This window comes from Kribbella sp. NPDC023972 (assembly GCF_040639075.1).
In the GTDB taxonomy this organism is placed as follows: domain Bacteria; phylum Actinomycetota; class Actinomycetes; order Propionibacteriales; family Kribbellaceae; genus Kribbella.
The window spans coordinates 203,724-222,563 of sequence record NZ_JBEZZH010000004.1; the positions used below are offsets into that span (position 1 = coordinate 203,724).

The following is an 18,840-nucleotide window of genomic DNA, read 5'->3' on the forward strand; positions in this document are numbered from 1 at the left end:
CGACGTCGAACGTTGAACGTCCGCGCACGCCGGATTCGCGTGTCCAGCTGCCGCGGCTCAGTTGGCGAACGGTTCTCGCACACCAGTCGACGTAGGACAGGTCGTTTGATCCATCGCCTCCCGAATCAATCTCTTACAGATCAAGGGCGCGCCTTCGGCGCGCTGCCCCGGACTGCGGGCGGCGCCGGGGCGCGTCCCCGCCGGGGCCAAGCAGCGGGACGCTTCCCCTCCACGCGATCCCAACTGCCAATGACCGACGTGCCTGGCGTCTGACCGCCGGGTTGCCCCGTCCCCCTGGCCGCTCGATCGTACGGCCACCACGACCCACATCAAGAGCGCCAGAGCGTCCCTTCGGGATCGGCAAGCCGACTCTTGACATGCGCCGCGCTGACCTGGGTTTGGCAGCTATCAGGGGGACGGGGCAGGTGTGGACGAAGGGCCACATCACCGTCGTTCCGAGTCGATGAGAGGCTCGATCCACGGATGCCCGCTGCCCTTCGTCTCACCTCCGAGCGCGCCACCCAAAGCCCAGGCAGGTCCAGTCTGACCTGCCTGGGCGTTTCGGCGTACGTCGACCCTCGCAGCCAGCCACGCCCACTCCTACGTCGCGAGCTCGCCCGGCAGCCCCACCCACCCTTCCGCGCGACTACCCAACCAACGTGCTATCCCCGCCTCGACCACCCCGTGGCGTCGCCTTCTCTTGGTCAGTTGAGCGCAATGAGCCGAGGGCCGCGACGCCCCGACGCCGACGCCGTGACCCTCCGCTAGCCCCGCCAGGCCAACTCGAAGGCATCGCGAGGTATCTCGTGGGGCGCGAACTCGTCAAGCGGCAACGGAGCCTCGCTAAGTCCGCCGAACTCGTCGGCAACATGGGCGCGGTCGTACCGAAGAGTCGGGCCACTGTCATAGACCTCGATCTGACGGCTTACCCAGCCGTCGTCGTCTACCTCAAAGCACCACTCCGACGTACCCCAGTCGTCATGATCATCGCCACGTGTCTCGTTCCAGCGCCGACGGAAGTAGCGTGTCATGCGACGATTGTGCCGGAACTCTGTCCGTGCCGTTATCGCCGTTTCCAGCCTCAGTTGCTCACAGGCTTGCTTGTTAACACCGGCCCTGGATCCCATCGGACGCAGGTCGACGAGTTGGCCGGAGCGCCCCATCCATGAAGCAGACGTCGATGGACGCTCAGGATGGACCGTCGACCGGGGGTCGGACCGTGCTTCCCAAGCTGGCTATGCGGCGTCGCGTGTTTCAACGTCAGGCGGTTGTCGAGCTTGGTCCCGGCAGTAGATCTCGATCGCTTGATCGCCGAGGCTTGAGCCGAACCGACCAGCATCGGCGTCTTTGTTGATAGCTCCGCATTCGCATTGGCCATACTCGGTTGGGTCAAGCGACACAAAACTGCCGCAGCGAACGCATCTGGCGAAAAGGTCTGATCGCATAGCCCAGCCCACACCGCCGCCAGTGGCCTCGGGGCCGTTGCCAAGGTAGGTGTATCCACTGACGACTCACCGAGTCTGGACAGAGCTTGCGTCGTACGAGCGTCAGACGAGCTCAAGCAGGTGTCCACGCCGGAGCTTGCCCAACGGCCGGCGTGGGATGTGGCGGCATGATGGGGGTGTGGTCACAGTCCGTTGCTTGGCTGTCCTTGTCGTCGCCTCGGTGATCAGCGCTCAAGTGCTGATGCTGATGGAGCGCGGACGGTCGATGCGCAAGCGGCTGCGTGATTTGAGCTGGGGCGGGGATGCCTCCTCGATCCTTCTGGTCGCTGCCCTCATGACCGGTTCTGTGGGCGCGGTGGTGGGCAGCCTTCGCAACGGTGCAATGGTCGGCGGTGGCGCGGGGATGATCATCGCCCTGCTGGGCTGGGCCGCCGCTGTCGCGTGGGCACATCAACAGCCGCAGTCACCACCACGCCATCGTGCGCCAGAGCAATAGGCACCGAACCCCCTTCGAACTCGACCGTGACGTAGACGAGCTTCGACGTACTGCGGTCAGCGTGACTGAGGATGTCCTGAATCTGCTCAAGTGGCACGCCTTGGCTCCACAGCAGCGACGACAGGAGTGCCGCAGGTCATGGAACCGAAGTCGGCCGGCGCCAGCGCGCCTATCCTGGGGTTGTGGCCGCGCAATGGATGTTGTCGGACGCTTGGGTCTTCTCTTCTGTCGAGGGGACCGGTCCTGATGACGGCTCCACACTCGTCCGGGTCATCGCGAACGCGGATCTCATCAACCATGCCGTCCTCACCGAGGCCGAGTTCCTTCAAGCCGTGGCCCGCCTGGTCGCGGCAGGCCTCATCGGGGCTGAGGCCGAGGCCGACCGGTACTGGTGCACTGACGCCGGACGGGCGCTGTACCAACAGGGGATGAAGCGACGTGGCCTCTTCGGCTGGATCGATGCGATACCGCCAGCGCTGAACCGACTCGGCGAGCCTCAGGACAAGGCATGGTCACTGCCGCTTGGCGCCTTCGATCGCGCAATCGAGGAGTACTCCCGCGAGGCGCATGCCCTGGCAGATCCGCACCACAGGCAACGCCGCAAGGAAAGCTGACCCCAAGGGTGCGCAGGACGCACCGCGGCTGTACAAGCGGAGTACGGCTGCGTAAGTAGCGCAGTGGAGACTTGCCCGGCTTATCGCCGCTGAACGACGTACTATCGCCCGCTCGTCGATCATCGCGTGGCGGCGCGCAGCTCGTGCTTGGGGAGTTCTTGGGACGTCTGAGCGTCATACTGGCTGGCGGGCGGTGACAGGGCGGTCGACGAGGAGATGCCATGGCAAGCTTCAACCGGTCCGACGAGCTGCGAGGGGCGGAGTTCGTTGATGCGGATTTGCGTGGGGCCCGGTTTGTTGGGGCTGATTTGTCTGGTGTGGTGATGCGCGGCGTCGAGGTGCGGGGGTTGGAGATCGACGCACCGTGGCTGTCCGAGGGCGGGAGCTTCCTGCGGGTCAACGGCGTTGACGTGACGCCGCTCGTCGAGGCTGAACTCGACCGGCGCTTTCCCGGCCGGGCCGACCGGCGGGCCGGAGATCCGGATGGTTTGCGTGCGGCCTGGGCTGTCCTCGAGCGCACTTGGGCGGCCACGCTCGAGCGCGTCGCGGCGATGCCGGCCGGAACGGTCGACGTGTCGGTGAGTGGCGAGTGGTCGTTCGTGCAAACGCTGCGGCACCTGATCCTTGCCACGGACTTGTGGTTTCGCCAGGCGGTCCTGGGGATCGAACAGCCGTTCCACCCCATCGGTCTAGCGGGCGCCGGCGCCGAGGACGACGGCTTGGACATGTCGGTCTTCACGACGGTCACACCGTCGTACGCCGAAGTGCTGGAGGTCCGGGCGGGTCGCCTCGCGATGGTGCGCGACTTCCTCGCCACCGTCACAGCGGACGACCTGGCCGTAGCGCGCAAGAACCCGTGGGCCCCCGAACGCGAGGAGACCACTCTCTCCTGCCTGCACGTGATTCTCGAGGAGGAGTGGGAGCATCACCGGTACGCCGTACGCGACCTCGACGCAATCGGCACGACGTACGACGCATAAACCGGATCACGACGCGGCGTGCACGTTGGCCCTAGATCTGGCAGGAACGAAACATGCTCGTCGTACGTGGCGAGTGATGCCAGGATGACCGGATGAGTGCTGAGGGCGCGTATCACGGGGAGAAGGGCGCGTATTTTGCTGAGCGCGCTACTGATGGGGTCTACAACGCGTACACCGATCGGCCGGCCATGCTGGAGCTGGCGGGGGACGTGTCGGGGTTGCGGGTGGTGGACCTCGGGTGCGGGGCAGGGCATTACGCGGCGGAGCTTTTGGAGCGTGGAGCGACTGGGGTTGTGGGAGTTGAGGGCAGCGAGGCGCTGCTGAGTGCCGCGCGGGAAAGGCTTGGAGACAGCGTTGAGCTGCATCAGCATGATCTGGAGCAGCCGCTGTCGTTCCTCCCAGACGGGTCGTTCGACCTTGCCGTGATGGCTCTCGTGTACCACCTCATCCACGGGCGGGAGCAACTGCTCGCCGAGGTTCGGCGGGTATTGCGGCCAGGCGGAATACTCCTCGTTTCGACGACGCACCCCGCGGCTGACTGGAGTTGGTTCGGCGGCTCGTACTTCGATGAGGAGCGGGTTGAGGCTCAATGGCAGGGCAGCCGGTTCACCCATACCTACTGGCGGATGACGTTGGAGACGTTCCTGGGAGAACTTCTCGGCGCGGGGTTCACGCTGGAGCGCCTGGTCGAGCCGCGTGCCACCGAGGATGCTCGGCAGATCGATCCACGGCGATTCGACAAGACGCAGACCACCCCTTTCTTCCTGGCGGTTCGCCTGCGTCGTCCGTAACGACCAGAACGGTTGACCGCGTAATGCAGAGATTCGAGCAGGCGATGCGGCTCATGCGTAGTCGCGATCCGCAGACCCGGGAGGACGGGTTCCAGCTGCTGTTTCCTCATGCGGCCGAGCATGTCGACGAACTGCTGGCCGCGTTCGCCGGGGAGCGCAAGGACCACGGGCTCGGGTGCTGGTTGCTGGAGCTCATCGGCGAGGCTCGGTCGCCGGCTGCGCTGCCGGTGCTGACCGAGCAGGTCTACAGCGCCGACGAGTCGCTGCGGGACTGGGCGGTGCGAGGACTGGAGCTGCTCGACACCAAGCCTGCGCGCGAGGAGCTGTGGAGGGCACGGTCCAACGGACTGATCCGCTGATTCATCGACTGCCCAAGGTCCTTGGGCAGTGTGCGGGGCACGGCGTTGGACGATGACCGCTTGCTGGAATTTCTTCGTGGCGTGATCGGGTGACTGCTACGGTTTCGGTGAAGGTCATGAGTGCCAGCGGATAGCCCCGGCTTGCTGGCCGGCAACCCTCCTACGTGGGTGGGGTGCCCCGGGTGAGGACCAGGCTCGGCACAAAGGGTGCCGGGCAAGCCGCGAGATGGAGGTTCCCATGCCATTACGGTTCCGTTCGGCTGGCGCAGGTGACGCTGAGCAGGTCGCGCTGCTGCACGCCGACAGTTGGCGTCGGCACTACCGGGGCGCGTACGCGGACTCGTTCCTCGATGGTGACATCGACACCGATCGTCGCGAGGTCTGGTCGGCACGGCTTGCCGCACCGACCGGCACTGCGACCATCCTCGCCGAGTACGACGACCAACTGGTGGGCTTCGTCCACGTCAGGTTCGACAACGACCCGAGGTGGGGGAGCCTTGTCGACAATCTGCATGTCTACAGCAGCCAACGCCGTACCGGCATCGGCACACAACTCCTCGCCCGCGCCGCACAAGCTGTCATCGACCAGGCGACCGGCGACGCGATGTACCTGTGGGTGCTGGAGCAGAACACCAATGCGCAGCACTTCTACCGCGCCCGCGGAGCCACCTGCGTGGAGACGGCAACCGTCCCACCACCCGGCGGCGACCCGACCCGCCTGAACGGCTCCCCGAAGTGCCTCCGCATGACCTGGCCGGACGCCTCGACGCTGGCGCACCACCCGTGAGAGGCGTTTGAATCGGCGCGGTCGTCGCATCCCGTCTGAAAGCTGACTAGAGAAATCCCGCGCGTCGTGACGGGGCCCTGTGCCACGATTCCTGCATGGAGTCGGACAGCGCGCTGACGGTACGCCGCGCGGAGAGGTCGGACTGGTCATCGCTGGCCGAGATCGACGAGGTCGCGGCGATGGGAGATCAAGCACGAACCGACGACATCCGACGGTGGTGCGAACAGGGCCTGGTCCTCATGGCGGAGAACAGCTCGAAACCGCAGGGGTACCTCACGCTCGAGTACACGTTCTTCGAGCAGGGCTTCGTCACATTGCTCATGGTCGCGTCCAACGCCCGGCGGCGCGGCGTCGGCGTACGCCTTCTGAATGCTGCCGAGGCCGCGTGCACCGCGCCGAAGCTGTTCACGTCCACCAACGTCTCGAACCACCCGATGCAGCAACTACTCCAGCGCGCCGGCTGGTCGGCAGTCGGGTTGCTGCACGGTCTCGACGAAGGTGACCCCGAACTCTTCTACCTCTGCCCACCCCACCGCGGCAATGCCTGAACCGTACGACGTCAGGGCTCGTCGGCGGTGTTGTGAACTTGTGGACGGCTCGTTCGAGGAGCGGGAGGTCGGGTACGGCGATCTGCAGTGTCATCGCGTGATTCGGTAAAGGACGTTGGGGCGGAGTGGGCCGTCGGGGACGGAGGGGTCGTCGAAGTTGTCGGCGGGGTTGTGGGTCATGCCCAGCCGGCGCATGACGGCTTGGGAGCGGTGGTTGGTGGCAGTGGTGATCGCGAGGATCTCCGCGAGGCCGAGGGTGTCGAAGCCGTAGGTCAGGACGGCGCGAGCGGACTCGGTGGCGTAGCCGTGGCCCCATGCCGAGCGGGCGAGCCGCCAGCCGATCTCGACGCCGGTGAACGGCAGGCCCGGGTCGACGTCGTCCAGGCCCGCGAAGCCGATGAACTCGCCGGTCGCCTGCACCTCGACCGCCCACCAGCCGTAGCCGCGCTGGTCGAACTCGGCCCGGAAGGTCGCGACCGAGGCGTCAGTCTGCTCACGCGTCATCACCTCACCCAGATGCTGACGGACTTCCGGATCGGCGTTCATCGCGGCCCACGGGGCGAGGTCGGATTCGCGCCAACGGCGGAGCAGCAGGCGCTCGGTGCGTAGTTCAGCCATGCCGCAACCCAACGCCAAGGACATCCGCCCCGCAAATCCATTTCGCCCGACGTCCACAGCAGCCTAGAGTTGCGCGGCAGTGACTGGTTTCTGAGAGACGCATCGATCACCGTGGCGGCCCGGCCGACCGCGGTGGTGGGGTGCGTCGCGCATCGATTCGACCACTGATCGACGCGACCTCTCAGGAGCACCGCTGTGCCCACACCTGTCAAGGATCACCTGATCCTGCGTACTGTCGACGGCGCCGCCGACCTGCTGGCCGGCGAACTCGGACGACTGCCCCAAGTCACGATCCTCAGCACCCGGACCGCATCCGTGACCTGCCGGATCGACGGCGAACTGCAGGACCTCTACGACTGCCCGCTGTACTCCACAGCCGCGATCCCACTCCCCGGAAGTCCGCACGACGATGGCTTTCTCGACCCGTTGCATGCGTCAACCGAAACCGGCGTTCTCGCCAACCTGCCGCGGACCTTCAGAGTTCACGGGGACAGCGAGCTCGCCGTCGCAGTCAGCCGCGAGCTCGGCTGGACGAACGATCCGCGCAACTGGAGCGTCAACCTCACCAACGCCGGCACCGGATGGATCGCCGAGATCGGGCCGCTCTACTGGACCCGGCGGTTCGGCTCGCTCGAACGGTTGCCGTGGTCAACCAACCCGGTCGTCGCCGAGGTCGTCGTACGCCTGGCGAAGATCCGGCCCGGCCACCGCGTCCTGGACCCGTTCTGCGGCACCGGCACCTTGCTCCTGGCTGCCCACCGCCAGGCCCAGTCCACCGAGCTGATCGGATCCGACAAGCGATCGATCCGGCTCGCGCGACGGAACCTCGCCGCGCGAGCCCTGTCAGCCAGCCTCACGACCGCCGAGGCCGAAGCAATCCAGCAACCCGACCGAAGCATCGATCGGGTGATCGCCAACCTGCCCTTCGGCAAACGTGTCGGCTCACATCGCGACAACCTGCGCCTCTATCCCGCTGCCATCGCCGAGATCGCGCGCGTACTCACCGACGACGGACGCGCGGTGCTGCTGACCGAGGACAAGCGTCTGTTGAAGGACGCCGTCGCCCGGACCCACGGCCTGAAGATCGTCCGGGAGCGCGTCCTCCGCTTCAACGGCGCCACGCCGACCGCCTTCGTCGTGACCAGAACAGTCGGCCGGCAGTCCAGACGGCGGTGAGTTGAGTTCAAGTAGCTCCGCAGTACCCGCCAAAAGATCTGGTGAGTACTGCGCAGCCGCCTAGTTGGCCTCTTTCGTAGCCCAGTAGTGCCACTGTGGGGACGCGACTGGGGACCGGGTCAGGCCGTCCGGCCAGGTCGCCGGCAGGTCGTGACTCCGAGCCGCGTAGAGGATCACCTCCGATGCGGTGCGGTCGCCGCGGACGGCGACACGGGCGGCGGTCTCCGCACGCATGTCGGACAGGTAGTGGATGGCCGGCAGGAACTCGGCGCTCAGCCGCGGACTCAGCCGCCCGACCGGCTCGTCGTCGATTCTGACCTCGACCACCATCCGGTGCCGGTCCTGGATCCCGTCCTCCTCCTCGATCGCGTGCATGGTCGCGTACGCCCAGCACTCGCCCTCCGCCCGGAAGAACGGCGCCAGTACGTCGGGACGCACCTCACTGCCCGGTACGACGATGCCGCTGCCGGGCGGCAACAGGTGATAGCTGCCTGGCGGGGGCAGGTTCACCGGGACCAGCATGTGCGGCTGCCCGAGGGCCACCGCGACACTTGCGTGGAACGCCGTCCCCTGGCCGCTCTTGCCATCCCAGTCGGCCGGCTCCCATTCACTCACCCACAGGTGGCACGGCACCTGCGGTTGCAGGCCTTGTGCCACCAGTTCTGACAGCACCGGGTGGTACCGGTGCGCATCGTCCCTCGGCAGGTAGCCGACAACCTTCCCCTGCACCCGTACGGCGATCGAGCGGGGATCGAAGCGGTTGTGCGGTTCCGGGACCAGGTCCGCGACGGTGTCCAAGTCTGCGCCACGCGCTGGGATGGGGTCTGGGAACAGGCTACGGATCGCCTGCTCGTGCGGGGCCTCCCGCACGACCTCCTGACCACACCACAAAGCGTCTCCCCACAGACTGAACGGAATCAGTTCCATTCGTGCCCTCCAGTCCACTGTGACCGGCTTTACTCGGCTCATCCCGTCCAGGACCCTGGCCGTTACACCGAGTGAGCGTATGAAAACTAGACTGCCCAGTGAAGGGCCGTTTCACGCCTGAAACAAGGGTCTGTTGCGTAAAGGTGGCCACCCGTCCGTACTGTGGACGCGGATTGTCTTGTGCAGCGAGCGAATCGGCGAAGATCGTGCAAATGCACGGGAAGGAAGCTCATGCAGAGCAGTAGTTCAGTCGCTCGTTCGACGACCGGCGCAGACCAGAAGGCCGTTGACGCGGCAGCCGTCGAGGACGCGGTCAAGCGACTCGACGGGGTCGCTGTGCGTACACCGCTGAAACGCAACCTCCGGCTGTCCGAACGCACTGGGGCCCAGATCTGGCTGAAGCGGGAAGACCTGCAGATCGGCCGTTCCTACAAGCTCCGCGGCGCCTACAACCTGATCGCCCAGCTCGACGACGAGCAGAAGGCGGCCGGCGTGGTCTGTGCCAGTGCCGGCAACCACGGCCAGGGGCTCGCCTACTCGTGCCACATCCTCGGCGTGCACGGCAAGGTCTACGTCCCGCGGACGACGCCCCGCCAGAAGCGCGACCGGATCGCGGCCCTCGGCGGCAAGCAGATCCAGGTCATCGTCACCGGTGACACGTACGACGACGCGGCGGCGGCGGCCATCGCGGAGGTCGAGGCCACCGGTGCGACGATGGTGCCCGCGTTCGACGACCCGAGAACCGTTGCGGGACAAGGGACTGTCGCGGTCGAGCTCGTCGACCAGCTCGGCCACCCGCCCGACGTACTGGTCGTGCCGGTTGGTGGCGGCGGGCTGATCGCCGGTGTCGTGAGCTGGCTGGCCGAGCGGCATCCCGGCGTACGGATCGTCGGGGTGGAGCCGGCCGGCGCGGCGAGTATGGCGGCGGCGCTGGAGGCCGGGGAGCCGGTCACGCTGCCGCATCTGGACAGCTTCGTGGACGGCGCCGCGGTACGACGAGTGGGCGACGTGACGTTGCCGCTGGTCGCGAACGCGGGCGTCGAGATGCTGGCGGTGCCGGAAGGCCTGGTGTGCAGCGAGATGCTGGAGCTGTACCAGATCGACGGCCTGATCGCCGAGCCCGCGGGCGCCTTGTCGACAGGTGCCTTAGGCAACGGTCTCGATGTACGCCCCGGGGAGACCGTTGTCTGTCTGCTGTCCGGCGGGAACAACGATGTCAGCCGGTATAGCGAGATCCTCGAACGCTCGCTGGTGCACGAAGGGCTGAAGCACTACTTCCTGGTGACGTTCCCGCAGGAGCCTGGCGCACTGCGGACGTTCCTGGACGAGGCGCTCGGGCCGGACGACGACATCACGCTGTTCGAGTACGTGAAGCGGAACAACCGCGAGACCGGTGTGGCGTTGGTCGGTATCGAGATCAGCCGGCCCGGCGATCTGGAGGGACTGTTGTCCCGGATGGACGCGGCGCCGCTCGACATCGAGCGCATCCACCCGAACTCACCGGAGTTCCGCTACCTGATCTGAGTCCGGACGCACTGATCCCGCCGGGGGAGCCTGGCCACCTGCTTCCGGTCAGGTGCCGTCAACAGCCCCGTTGCGCTCCCGGCGGGATCAGTGCGTCTGGGTGGGTCAGTGCTTCGAGTGTTTCGGGTGGTCGCCTCGCTGGTCGGGCTTGGCCGGGTCCGGCCACGGCTGGCGGCGCGGGTCATCCGGGTGCTGCCCATCGGCCCAGTGCTCACCAGTAGCTTGCTCGTCGGTCGCCCCCACCATCGGCTGCCCATCCCGGCTCGTCGGCCGGTCCTCGCTGCCCAGGTCTGTCCTGTCGCGATCCCGGGTCGACGCGTCCTGGTCGGTTGACTGCTCGTTGCCCCAGGTGGCCGCGTGGGGTGTCGCCTGGTCCGGGTGCAACTCCTGGGCCCGGGTGCGGTGCTCCTCGGACTCGGTCCGGGCCTGCTCGGCGGCCTCGCGCCGTTCGGTGGCTCCGGCCGCGAGCCGACGCGCCTCGGCCGCCTTCTCGTCGGCGATGGCCTGCGCCTTGCGGGCCCGTGCCTCGACCTCATCGGCCGCGGCTTCCTGCTTCTCCGCACGGACCGCCGACGTCCGGGCCTGCTGCTCCTGCTCGTACGCCTGTTCCCGGTCCCGTTCGGCCCGTCGCTTGGACGACTTACGGGTGGCCCCGGCGATCAACGCCACCAGGATCACCAAGGCCGCCAGTGCGACGACGATCCACAGGATCGTCATTCCGTCCATCGCTCCTCCTCGGCTCGACGTTCGGACCCCCAGTACCCGGAGGTCCCGACGGCTAACGTCGAGCCGAGGAGGAGCCGGACCGGCTACACCAGGCCGCGCCGGGCGGCCCAGACGATGGCTTCGATGGCGGTGCCGAAACCGAGGCGGTCGCAGATCATCCGGGTACGGCGACGGACGGTCCGCTCGGACAGGTCGAGCCGGCGGGCCACGGAGTCCACCGGCAGACCGGTGGCGAGGAGCCGGAGTAGTTGCAGGTCGTCGTGGCTGATCTCACGCGGCGGCACCCGGCGCGCGAGCGGGCGGAGTTCCTGAGGGAGGACGGTCATGCGGATCACCTTGTTCCGAACACCCGGGACTCGGCGGCGTCCCAGTCGGCCGGTTTTCCCTGCGGCTCGTAGCGCCGCAGTCGATGGGTGGCACGGACCAGCGCGCGCATCGCGCCCAGGTCCGGCAGTGGTTCGCCCAGCGCACGCGCCTGGACGAGGATGTTGCCCAGCGCGGACGCCTCGACCGGCCCCGCCAGCACGGGCAGTCCACAGGCGTCGGCGGTCAACTGGCAGAGCAGTTCGTTCTGCGACCCGCCACCGATGACGTGCAGGACGTCGACCGGCCGGTCCGCGATCGTCTGCGCCGACCGCAACGTCCGGCGGTAAGCCAGCGCGAGACTCTCCAGCACACAGCGAACCGCGGCCGCCCGCGACTGCGGCGGCTCCTGCCCGCTCGCCCGGCAGTGCTCCCCGATCCTCTGCGGCATGTTGCCTGGGGCAAGGAACTCGGGCGCGTCCGGATCGATCAGTACGGCGAACGGCGGCGCGCCGGCCGCCTCACGCAGGAGGGCGGGCAGATCGTCGGCACCCCAGACCCGCTGGCACTCCTGCAGGATCCACAGCCCCATCACGTTCTTGAGGAACCGGATCCGCCCGTCGACGCCGCCTTCGTTGGTGAAGTTCGCCTCGCGGGCCTCGGCCGTCAGCACCGGCGAATCCAGCTCGAGCCCGACCAGCGACCAGGTCCCGGACGAGATGTACGCGAACCGCTCATCAGCAGCCGGTACGGCGACCACCGAAGAAGCGGTGTCATGCGATCCGACCGCGATCACCGGCGTACCAGCGGCCAGCCCCGTCGCGTCGGGCAGCACGGTCCCGAGCACCGTGCCCGGATCCCGCAACTCCGGCAGCAGCTTCATCGATACACCGACGCGCTCCGCCAACTCCGAACTCCAGGCCTGTGCGCGAACGTCGTACAACTGCGTGGTGGAAGCATTCGTCCGCTCGGCCCCGACCTCGCCCGTCAACCAGTAACCAAGCAGATCCGGGATCATCAACAGCGTTTCGGCCTGCCCGAGCAGTCCTTCGGCGGCGAGTTGGTAGATGGTGTTGAACGGGAGCTGCTGGAGGCCGGTGATCTCGTACAGCTCGGCGGCCGACACCCGCTCCAGCACCTTCTCCATGACGCCGTCGGTGCGGGAGTCGCGGTAGTGGATGGGATTGCCGAGGAGGCGGCCGGAGGTGTCCAGGAGGCCGTAGTCGACGGCCCAGGAGTCGATGCCGATGGAGTCGATCGGGCCTGCCTGGGCGAGGCCGGAGAGCATCGAGTGGTAGAGGTGGAGGACGTCCCAGTGGAGGGTGTCGCAGAGGCGGACCGGGCCGTTCCAGAAGCGGTGGATCTCGGACAGCTCCAGCGTGCCGTCACCGACGGAACCGAGCATGACGCGCCCACTGGACGCGCCCAGATCCACCGCCGCGACGCGCCTCATGGCGAGACGACGGTGAGATCGAGGTGGAGGAGGTCCGCGACCGCCGCGAGGTCCTTGGCGCGGTGACCGGTCCCGAGCGCCCAGTGGTGTGCCACGCCCGAACCCGACCACGCGTCGGTCCACTCGCCCGGGTCGCAACCGAAGTCGACCCGCGACGTGGTGTTCCCGATCTGCAGCAGCGGTCCGGGTACGACGGTGCCCTCGGACGCGATCAGGTTGAACGAGCCGTCCCGGCGCTGACCGAGCCCGCATGCGGTCACCGGGCCGTGCTTCACGTCGAACTCGACCGAGACACCCCAGCCACGCTTGCCGTGGTACACCCCGAGCCCGCGCAGCAGCGGCTTGTCCGAGCTGATCGCGAGGTGCGCCGGTCCGTCGTGGCCCATCTCGACCACGTTGTCGTGGAAGTTCAGCGCCTGCAGCTCGGTGAACGACCCACCCGCGCCGAGCCGGTCCATCACCAGCATCGCCAGCGAGGTGCGCAGCTCGTACTCACCGGCCGCCGGAATACCTCTTGCCGTCAGCAACGAAGCGCCGAGGATCATGCCCGCCGCGACCCGCTCGTGCATCTCCCCGTCGAGGCCGCGGTGGTAGTACGCCAAGGAATCGAGCGAGAAGTCCTCGACCAGCCGGTCGAGCGCGACCGACACCGTCGCACCCCAGCGGAAGTCCTCCTCGACGACGGAATCGTCGAGCGTGAAGATCTCCCGGGCCAGGTCCATCCGGGCCGCGGTCTCCGCCTCGGTGACCTTCTCCACCCGCACCCGAAGGTCATCGATCTCCAGGATCTCCACGTGCCCACCGAGCTGCGACGACACCAGCGTCGGGTCGGTGATCACGTCCATCATCCCGGGGTAGAGATGCCCGAGCAGACCGTGCCGTCCGTGCCGGAACGCCGCCCGTACGCCGGCCGCGCGGATCCACCGGTCGATCCGGGCCCAGGCCCGCTCGTCCTCGAGGTAGCCCGAGACCGACCGGAAGTCGATCCCGCAGCGCTCGAAGGCGTTCGCCATCTCCGGGAGCGGGCAGGCGCCGCAGTACGCGAGCCAGGCGCCGGTGTCGAAGGTGGCGTGGTTCATCGACTCGGTCGGCTGCAGGTTGAGCAGCAGCACCGGTGCGCCGCTGCGCTGCGCGACCGGCACCAGCATCGACGCGGTCATGTAGGTGGTGAGGAAGCCGACGATGAGGTCGCAGTCGGCCAGCCGCAGCTTCTCGGCCGCCGCGGCACCCTCCTGCGCGTCGGAGATGAACCCGACGTCGACGACCTCACAGTCCAGCTGGGAGAACCGCTCGGACACGCGCCGGGCGGACGCCTGCAACTGCGGCAGCAGGTCAGGGAACTGCGGCCAGTAGGCACCCAGACCGCCGGCGACCAGGCCGATCCTGGTCTTGCGTGTCGTGATCCGCTCCAGCCCCGGGCGAACGTCCAGCTCGGTCATCCCAATCCTCCTAACGCAGGAACGCGGCGGCTACGCCGGCATCGACGGGAACATGCAGACCGGTCGTGTGGGTCAACTCCCCACCGGTCAGCGCGAAGACAGCCGCCGCCACGTGCTCCGGCAGCACCTCCCGCTTCAGCAGCGTGCGCTGGGCGTAGTACGCACCCAGCTCCGACTCCGGTACGCCGTACACCGCGGCGCGCTGCGCACCCCAGCCCTTGGCGAAGATCCCGGAGCCGCGGACGACGCCGTCCGGGTTCACACCGTTGACGCGGATACCGTGCTCGCCGAGCTCGGCGGCGAGCAGCCGGACCTGGTGCGCCTGGTCGGCCTTGGCCGCGCCGTACGCGACGTTGTTCGGGCCGGCGAAGACGGAGTTCTTGCTGGAGATGTAGATGATGTCGCCGCCGATGGCCTGGTCGATCAGCACCTTCGCGGCCGCCCTGGAGACCAGGAACGAGCCCTTCGCCATCACGTTGTGCTGCAGGTCCCAGTCCCTATCCGTTGTCTCCAGCAACGACTTGGAGATGGACAGTCCGGCGTTGTTGACGATCAGATCGACACCACCGAAGGCCAGCACCGCCTGCCGCAACGCCTCCTCGACCGCTTCCGCCGAGGACACGTCGGCGCCCACGGCAACGGCCACGTCCGTGGTGCCGATCTCCTTGGCCACCGCCTCGGCCGCGGCCAGATCCAGGTCGGCCACGACCACACACGCGCCTTCGGCGGCCAGCCGCTGCGCGATCGCCTTACCGATCCCCGAGCCGCCACCGGTGACAAAGGCAACCCGGGTCGCGAGCGGCTTCGGCTTGGGCATCCGCTGCAGCTTGGCCTCTTCCAGCGCCCAGTACTCGATCCGGAACTTCTCACTCTCGTCGATCGGCGCGTACGTCGAGACAGCCTCGGCGCCCCGCATCACGTTGATCGCGTTCACGTAGAACTCGCCGGCCACTCGCGCGGTCTGCTTGTCCTTGCCGAAGCTGAACATGCCGACACCCGGAACGAGCACGATCGCCGGGTCCGCACCACGCATCGGCGGGCTGTCCGGCTGCGCGTGCCGGTCGTAGTACGCCGCGTAGTCCTCGCGGTACTGCAGATGCAGCTCCCGCAGCCGCGTCACCGCCTCCTCGAGGGGCGCGGTCGCGGGCAGGTCCAGCACCAATGGCCGCACCTTGGTCCGCAGGAAGTGGTCGGGGCACGAGGTACCCAGCGCGGCCAACTCGGCCAGCTTCTCCCGCGACGTGAACTCCAGTACGACGTCCGAGTCGTTGAAGTGACCCACCTGCGGCTTGTCCGTCGACGCGAGTCCACGAATGACGGGGGCCAGGGCGGCCGCCCGCTCGCGGCGCTCGCGAGAAGACAGTGCCTCGAAGCCGGGCACGACCGCACCGAAGGGCTCGGGCTTCCCACGCTCGGCCAGGAAGCGTTCCGCCGTCCGGATGATGTCGAGGGAGTTGGCCTCGCACTCCTCGGAGGTGTCGCCCCACGCCGTGATGCCGTGACCGCCGAGGATGCAGCCGATCGCCTGCGGGTTCTCCCGCTTGACGGCCGCGATGTCGAGACCGAGCTGGAACCCGGGCCGCCGCCACGGCACCCAGACCACCCGGTCGCCGAAGCACTCGGCGGTGAGCTTCTCGCCGTCAGCCGCGGTCGCCAGCGCGATTCCGGAGTCCGGGTGCAGGTGGTCGACGTGAGGTGCGTCGACGAGACCGTGCATGGCGGTGTCGATCGACGGCGCCGCGCCGCCCTTGCCGTGCAGGCAGTAGTCGAACGCGGCGACCATCTCGTCCTCACGGTCCACGCCTGGGTACACGTCGACCAGCGAGTTCAGCCGGTCCAGCCGCAGTACGGCGAGACCTGCGGACGTCAGCGTGCCGAGGTCGCCGCCGGACCCCTTCACCCAGACCAGGTCGACGGGCTGCTGGGTGACCGGGTCGGTCGCCGTCCCCTTCGCCGACGTGTTTCCGCCGGCGTAGTTGGTGTTCCGCGGATCGGCACCCAGTCTGTTGCTGCGTGCAACGAGTTCGGCTGCAGTGTCGGTCATGACGATTCAGGCTCCCCATCCGGCCTGCTGGCCGTCGGCTCGGTCCTTGACGATCTGCTCGTAGTACCCGCTGCGCTGGTACGCGGCGACCGGGTCCGGGTCCAGGCCCTGCGACTCGCGCAGCTCGGCGAGCAGCGGACGGACATCGGTGTTGTAGGCATCCATCAGCGCGGCGTTGGCGGCCAGGACGTCGCCCTCCTGCTGGGCCTTCCGCAGCGCGTCCCGGTCGACCAGCAGGGCCTTCGCGGTCGCTTCCTGGACGTTCATCACCGAGCGGATGATGGCCGGGATCTTCACCTCGATGTTGTGGCACTGGTCGAGCATGAAGGCGATCCCGCGGTCCGGGTCGAGCGCGTCGCCGCGGACGATCTCGTTCATGATCCGGAACAGCTGGAACGGGTCCGCCGAGCCGACCATCAGGTCGTCGTCGGCGTAGAACCGGCTGTTGAAGTCGAACGCGCCCAGCTTCTTGGCCCGGAGCAGGAAGGCGACGATGAACTCGATGTTGGTGCCGGGCGCGTGGTGCCCGGTGTCGATGCAGACCGTTGCCTTCGGCCCCAGTTCCAGGCAGTGCGCGTACGACGTACCCCAGTCGGGCACGTCCATGGTATAGAAGGCCGGCTCGAACAGCTTGTACTCCAGCAGCATCCGCTGGTCGTCGCCGAGCCGGTCGTACACCTCCTTGAGCGCGGTCGCCAGCCGATCCTGCCGCTCCTGGATGTCGTCCTGGCCCGGGTAGTTGGTGCCGTCGGAGAACCACAGCTTCAGGTCGCGGGACCCGGTCGCGTCCATGATGTCGACGCACTCGAGCAGGTGGTCGGTCGCCTTCCGCCGGACCCGCGGGTCGGGGTTGGTGACACTGCCGAGCTTGTAGTCGTCGTCCTGGAAGACGTTGCTGTTGATCGCGCCGAGCCGGACGCCATGTTCCTTCGCGTACGCCGCCAGCGCCGCATAGTCGTCCACCTTGTCCCAGGGGATGTGCAACGCGACGCTCGGGGCGGCGCCGGTGTACTTGTGCACCACGGCGGCGTCGGCGATCTTCTCCTCCGGGGAGCGCGGCACACCGGGCTGGCTGAACACCTTGAACCGGGTGCCCGAGTTCCCGAACGCCCACGAGGGCAGCTCGATCTCCTGACGGCTCAGGGCGGCCTTCACAGCATCGGTCGTCATGGTTCTCAGTCCCCTTCAGGAATCTAATGCAGTCAGGTGGAAGATCTCGGGCAGCAGCAGGAACGACTCGTCCGGCGGCCGCCCATCGATCCCCGTGAAGAACTCGGTCATCTCGGCCTGCCAGCGGGCGTTCACCTCGGTCGCCGCCATCGCCTTCTGCGCCGCCTCCAGGTCCTCGGCCTCGACGTACCCGATCAGCAGGCCGTCGTCGCGGAGGAAGAGCGAGTAGTTGTGCCACCCGGTGTCGCGCAACGCGGCCTGCATCTCCGGCCAGACGTTGCGGTGGCGTTCGACGTACTCCTCCAGGCGGTCGGGTTTGACCTGGAGACAGAAGCAGTAGCGATTCACAGGACGGCCCTCAGAAGTTGAACTGGTCGATGTTGGCCGCGGTGAACTCGGTCGGCGGGCCGAGCACGATCTCGCCGTCGGCGCCGACGGTGTACTCACCGAGCTTCCCGGCCTTGAACTTCTCCCCCTCCGCGCCGGTGATCTGGCCCGAGCTCAGCGCGGCACCGGCGTACGCGGCCAGGTAGCCGATGTCGGCCGGGTTCCACAGCGCGAACTTCTTGACCGTGCCGTCCTTGACGTACTGACGCATCTGGTTCGGCAGGCCGAGGCCGGTGATCGCGACCTTGCCCTTGTAGCTGGACGCGCTCACGTAGCGGGAGGCGGCCGCGATGCCGACCGTGGTCGGGGAGACGATCACCTTGAGGTTCGGGTACGACTGCAGCAGGCCCTGCGCCTCGGTGAACGACTTCTGGTCGTCGTCGTTGCCGTAGGCGATCTTGACCAGCTTCAGCTTCGCGTTCTCCGGCTTGGCCAGCTCGGTCTGCATGACCTTGATCCAGGAGTTCTGGTTGGTCGCGTTCGGGGTCGCGGACAGGATCGCGATCTCACCGGCGCCGCCGGCCAGCTCGCTGGCCATCTTCACCAGGCTCTCGCCGATGCCCTGGGTGGTGGCCTGGTTGATGAACGCGTCCCGGCAGGCCTTCGACGCGTCGGAGTCGAAGGTGACCACCTTGATCCCGGCCTTGCGGGCCTGGTTCAGCGACGGACAGACCGCGTTCGGGTCGTTCGCCGCGACCACGATCACGTCCTGCTGCTGCTGGATCAGCGTGTTGATGTAGCTGACCTGCGAGGACGCGCTGGCGTCGTTCGGGCCGACCAGCTTGTACTCACCCTTGATCTCGCCGACCGCGACCTTGCCGCCGCCGACCTCCACGTCGGTGTACGGGTTGTTCAGCTGCTTCGGCAGGTAGGCGATCTTCAGGCCCTCCTTGAGCGGGGCGTTCGGATCGGCCTTGGCCGCCGTAGTGGCCGGGGCGGCGGTGTTCCCGGCCGCCGTGTCGGACTTCGTCGTACCGCCGCCGCAGGCCGTCAGGGCCAGAGCTCCGACGGCCAGCACCGCCAGCAGGGATTTGCGTTGAGACATGGGTGTGT

20 protein-coding genes and 1 riboswitch are annotated in these 18,840 nt (G+C 67.6%); of the genes, 9 read left to right on the plus strand and 11 right to left on the minus strand.

The genetic code is table 11. The features are described 5' to 3' along the window. Positions 1-764: 764 nt before the first annotated feature. Complete coding sequence (locus tag AB0F43_RS18055; protein ID WP_360477408.1) at positions 765-1,031, minus strand: hypothetical protein; 267 nt, start codon at positions 1,029-1,031, stop codon at positions 765-767. A gap of 610 nt (positions 1,032-1,641) precedes the next feature. Between AB0F43_RS18055 and AB0F43_RS18060 the strand changes: the two genes are divergently transcribed. From AB0F43_RS18060 to AB0F43_RS18090, 7 genes are all read left to right on the plus strand, one after another. Next, positions 1,642-1,941 carry a hypothetical protein gene (locus tag AB0F43_RS18060; protein ID WP_360477410.1) on the plus strand — a complete coding sequence of 100 codons (300 nt, stop codon included), beginning with the start codon at positions 1,642-1,644 and terminating at the stop codon, positions 1,939-1,941. 182 nt (positions 1,942-2,123) lie between these two features. Beyond that, positions 2,124-2,555: a hypothetical protein gene (locus tag AB0F43_RS18065; protein ID WP_360477413.1), complete on the plus strand. Its 432-nt coding sequence runs from the start codon at positions 2,124-2,126 to the stop codon at positions 2,553-2,555. A gap of 221 nt (positions 2,556-2,776) precedes the next feature. After that, on the plus strand, positions 2,777-3,535 hold the full coding sequence (locus AB0F43_RS18070; RefSeq protein ID WP_360477416.1) for a DinB family protein: 759 nt from the start codon (positions 2,777-2,779) through the stop codon (positions 3,533-3,535). Between the two features lie 92 nt (positions 3,536-3,627). Next, positions 3,628-4,326: a class I SAM-dependent methyltransferase gene (locus AB0F43_RS18075; RefSeq protein ID WP_360477419.1), complete on the plus strand. Its 699-nt coding sequence runs from the start codon at positions 3,628-3,630 to the stop codon at positions 4,324-4,326. 23 nt (positions 4,327-4,349) lie between these two features. Then, the gene (locus AB0F43_RS18080; protein WP_360477422.1) at positions 4,350-4,685 is read left to right on the plus strand and encodes a hypothetical protein; all 336 of its coding nucleotides are present in this window, start codon (positions 4,350-4,352) and stop codon (positions 4,683-4,685) included. Between the two features lie 112 nt (positions 4,686-4,797). Then, positions 4,798-4,913, plus strand: a riboswitch (SAM riboswitch). 10 nt (positions 4,914-4,923) lie between these two features. After that, positions 4,924-5,472 (plus strand): GNAT family N-acetyltransferase, encoded by a 549-nt coding sequence (locus tag AB0F43_RS18085; protein WP_360477425.1) that lies wholly within the window; start codon positions 4,924-4,926, stop codon positions 5,470-5,472. Positions 5,473-5,567: 95 nt separating this feature from the next. Beyond that, positions 5,568-6,020 (plus strand): GNAT family N-acetyltransferase, encoded by a 453-nt coding sequence (locus tag AB0F43_RS18090; protein WP_360477428.1) that lies wholly within the window; start codon positions 5,568-5,570, stop codon positions 6,018-6,020. 90 nt (positions 6,021-6,110) lie between these two features. Here AB0F43_RS18090 and AB0F43_RS18095 read toward each other — a convergent pair whose 3' ends face one another. Next, positions 6,111-6,638, minus strand: a complete 528-nt coding sequence (locus tag AB0F43_RS18095) for a GNAT family N-acetyltransferase (protein WP_360477431.1) — start codon at positions 6,636-6,638, stop codon at positions 6,111-6,113. 195 nt (positions 6,639-6,833) lie between these two features. Between AB0F43_RS18095 and AB0F43_RS18100 the strand changes: the two genes are divergently transcribed. Next, complete coding sequence (locus AB0F43_RS18100; protein ID WP_360477433.1) at positions 6,834-7,814, plus strand: methyltransferase domain-containing protein; 981 nt, start codon at positions 6,834-6,836, stop codon at positions 7,812-7,814. 60 nt (positions 7,815-7,874) lie between these two features. On the opposite strand, the gene AB0F43_RS18105 is transcribed toward AB0F43_RS18100, so the two are convergent. Beyond that, complete coding sequence (locus AB0F43_RS18105) at positions 7,875-8,741, minus strand: HIRAN domain-containing protein (protein ID WP_360477436.1); 867 nt, start codon at positions 8,739-8,741, stop codon at positions 7,875-7,877. A gap of 231 nt (positions 8,742-8,972) precedes the next feature. Between AB0F43_RS18105 and ilvA the strand changes: the two genes are divergently transcribed. Beyond that, positions 8,973-10,265: a threonine ammonia-lyase IlvA gene (ilvA, locus tag AB0F43_RS18110; protein WP_360477439.1), complete on the plus strand. Its 1,293-nt coding sequence runs from the start codon at positions 8,973-8,975 to the stop codon at positions 10,263-10,265. A gap of 105 nt (positions 10,266-10,370) precedes the next feature. On the opposite strand, the gene AB0F43_RS18115 is transcribed toward ilvA, so the two are convergent. The 8 genes from AB0F43_RS18115 to rhaS form a co-directional block, all read right to left on the minus strand. Next, positions 10,371-10,991, minus strand: a complete 621-nt coding sequence (locus AB0F43_RS18115; protein ID WP_360477442.1) for a hypothetical protein — start codon at positions 10,989-10,991, stop codon at positions 10,371-10,373. An 83-nt stretch (positions 10,992-11,074) separates the two neighbouring features. Next, positions 11,075-11,317, minus strand: a complete 243-nt coding sequence (locus AB0F43_RS18120) for a LuxR C-terminal-related transcriptional regulator (protein ID WP_360477445.1) — start codon at positions 11,315-11,317, stop codon at positions 11,075-11,077. Between the two features lie 5 nt (positions 11,318-11,322). Then, positions 11,323-12,747, minus strand: coding sequence for a rhamnulokinase family protein (locus tag AB0F43_RS18125; protein ID WP_360477448.1), 1,425 nt, complete (start codon positions 12,745-12,747; stop codon positions 11,323-11,325). After that, entirely contained in the window at positions 12,744-14,186 is a 1,443-nt protein-coding gene (locus AB0F43_RS18130) for an L-fucose/L-arabinose isomerase family protein (protein WP_360477451.1), read from the minus strand. Before AB0F43_RS18130 ends, AB0F43_RS18125 begins: the two co-directional genes overlap by 4 nt. A gap of 10 nt (positions 14,187-14,196) precedes the next feature. Beyond that, positions 14,197-16,230 carry a bifunctional aldolase/short-chain dehydrogenase gene (locus AB0F43_RS18135; protein WP_360477454.1) on the minus strand — a complete coding sequence of 678 codons (2,034 nt, stop codon included), beginning with the start codon at positions 16,228-16,230 and terminating at the stop codon, positions 14,197-14,199. 6 nt (positions 16,231-16,236) lie between these two features. Then, positions 16,237-17,400 carry an L-rhamnose isomerase gene (rhaI, locus tag AB0F43_RS18140; protein ID WP_360477457.1) on the minus strand — a complete coding sequence of 388 codons (1,164 nt, stop codon included), beginning with the start codon at positions 17,398-17,400 and terminating at the stop codon, positions 16,237-16,239. A gap of 15 nt (positions 17,401-17,415) precedes the next feature. After that, the gene (locus tag AB0F43_RS18145) at positions 17,416-17,748 is read right to left on the minus strand and encodes an L-rhamnose mutarotase (RefSeq protein ID WP_360477459.1); all 333 of its coding nucleotides are present in this window, start codon (positions 17,746-17,748) and stop codon (positions 17,416-17,418) included. 10 nt (positions 17,749-17,758) lie between these two features. Then, positions 17,759-18,832 carry a rhamnose ABC transporter substrate-binding protein gene (gene rhaS / locus AB0F43_RS18150; RefSeq protein ID WP_360477461.1) on the minus strand — a complete coding sequence of 358 codons (1,074 nt, stop codon included), beginning with the start codon at positions 18,830-18,832 and terminating at the stop codon, positions 17,759-17,761. Between the last annotated feature and the right edge of the window lie 8 nt (positions 18,833-18,840).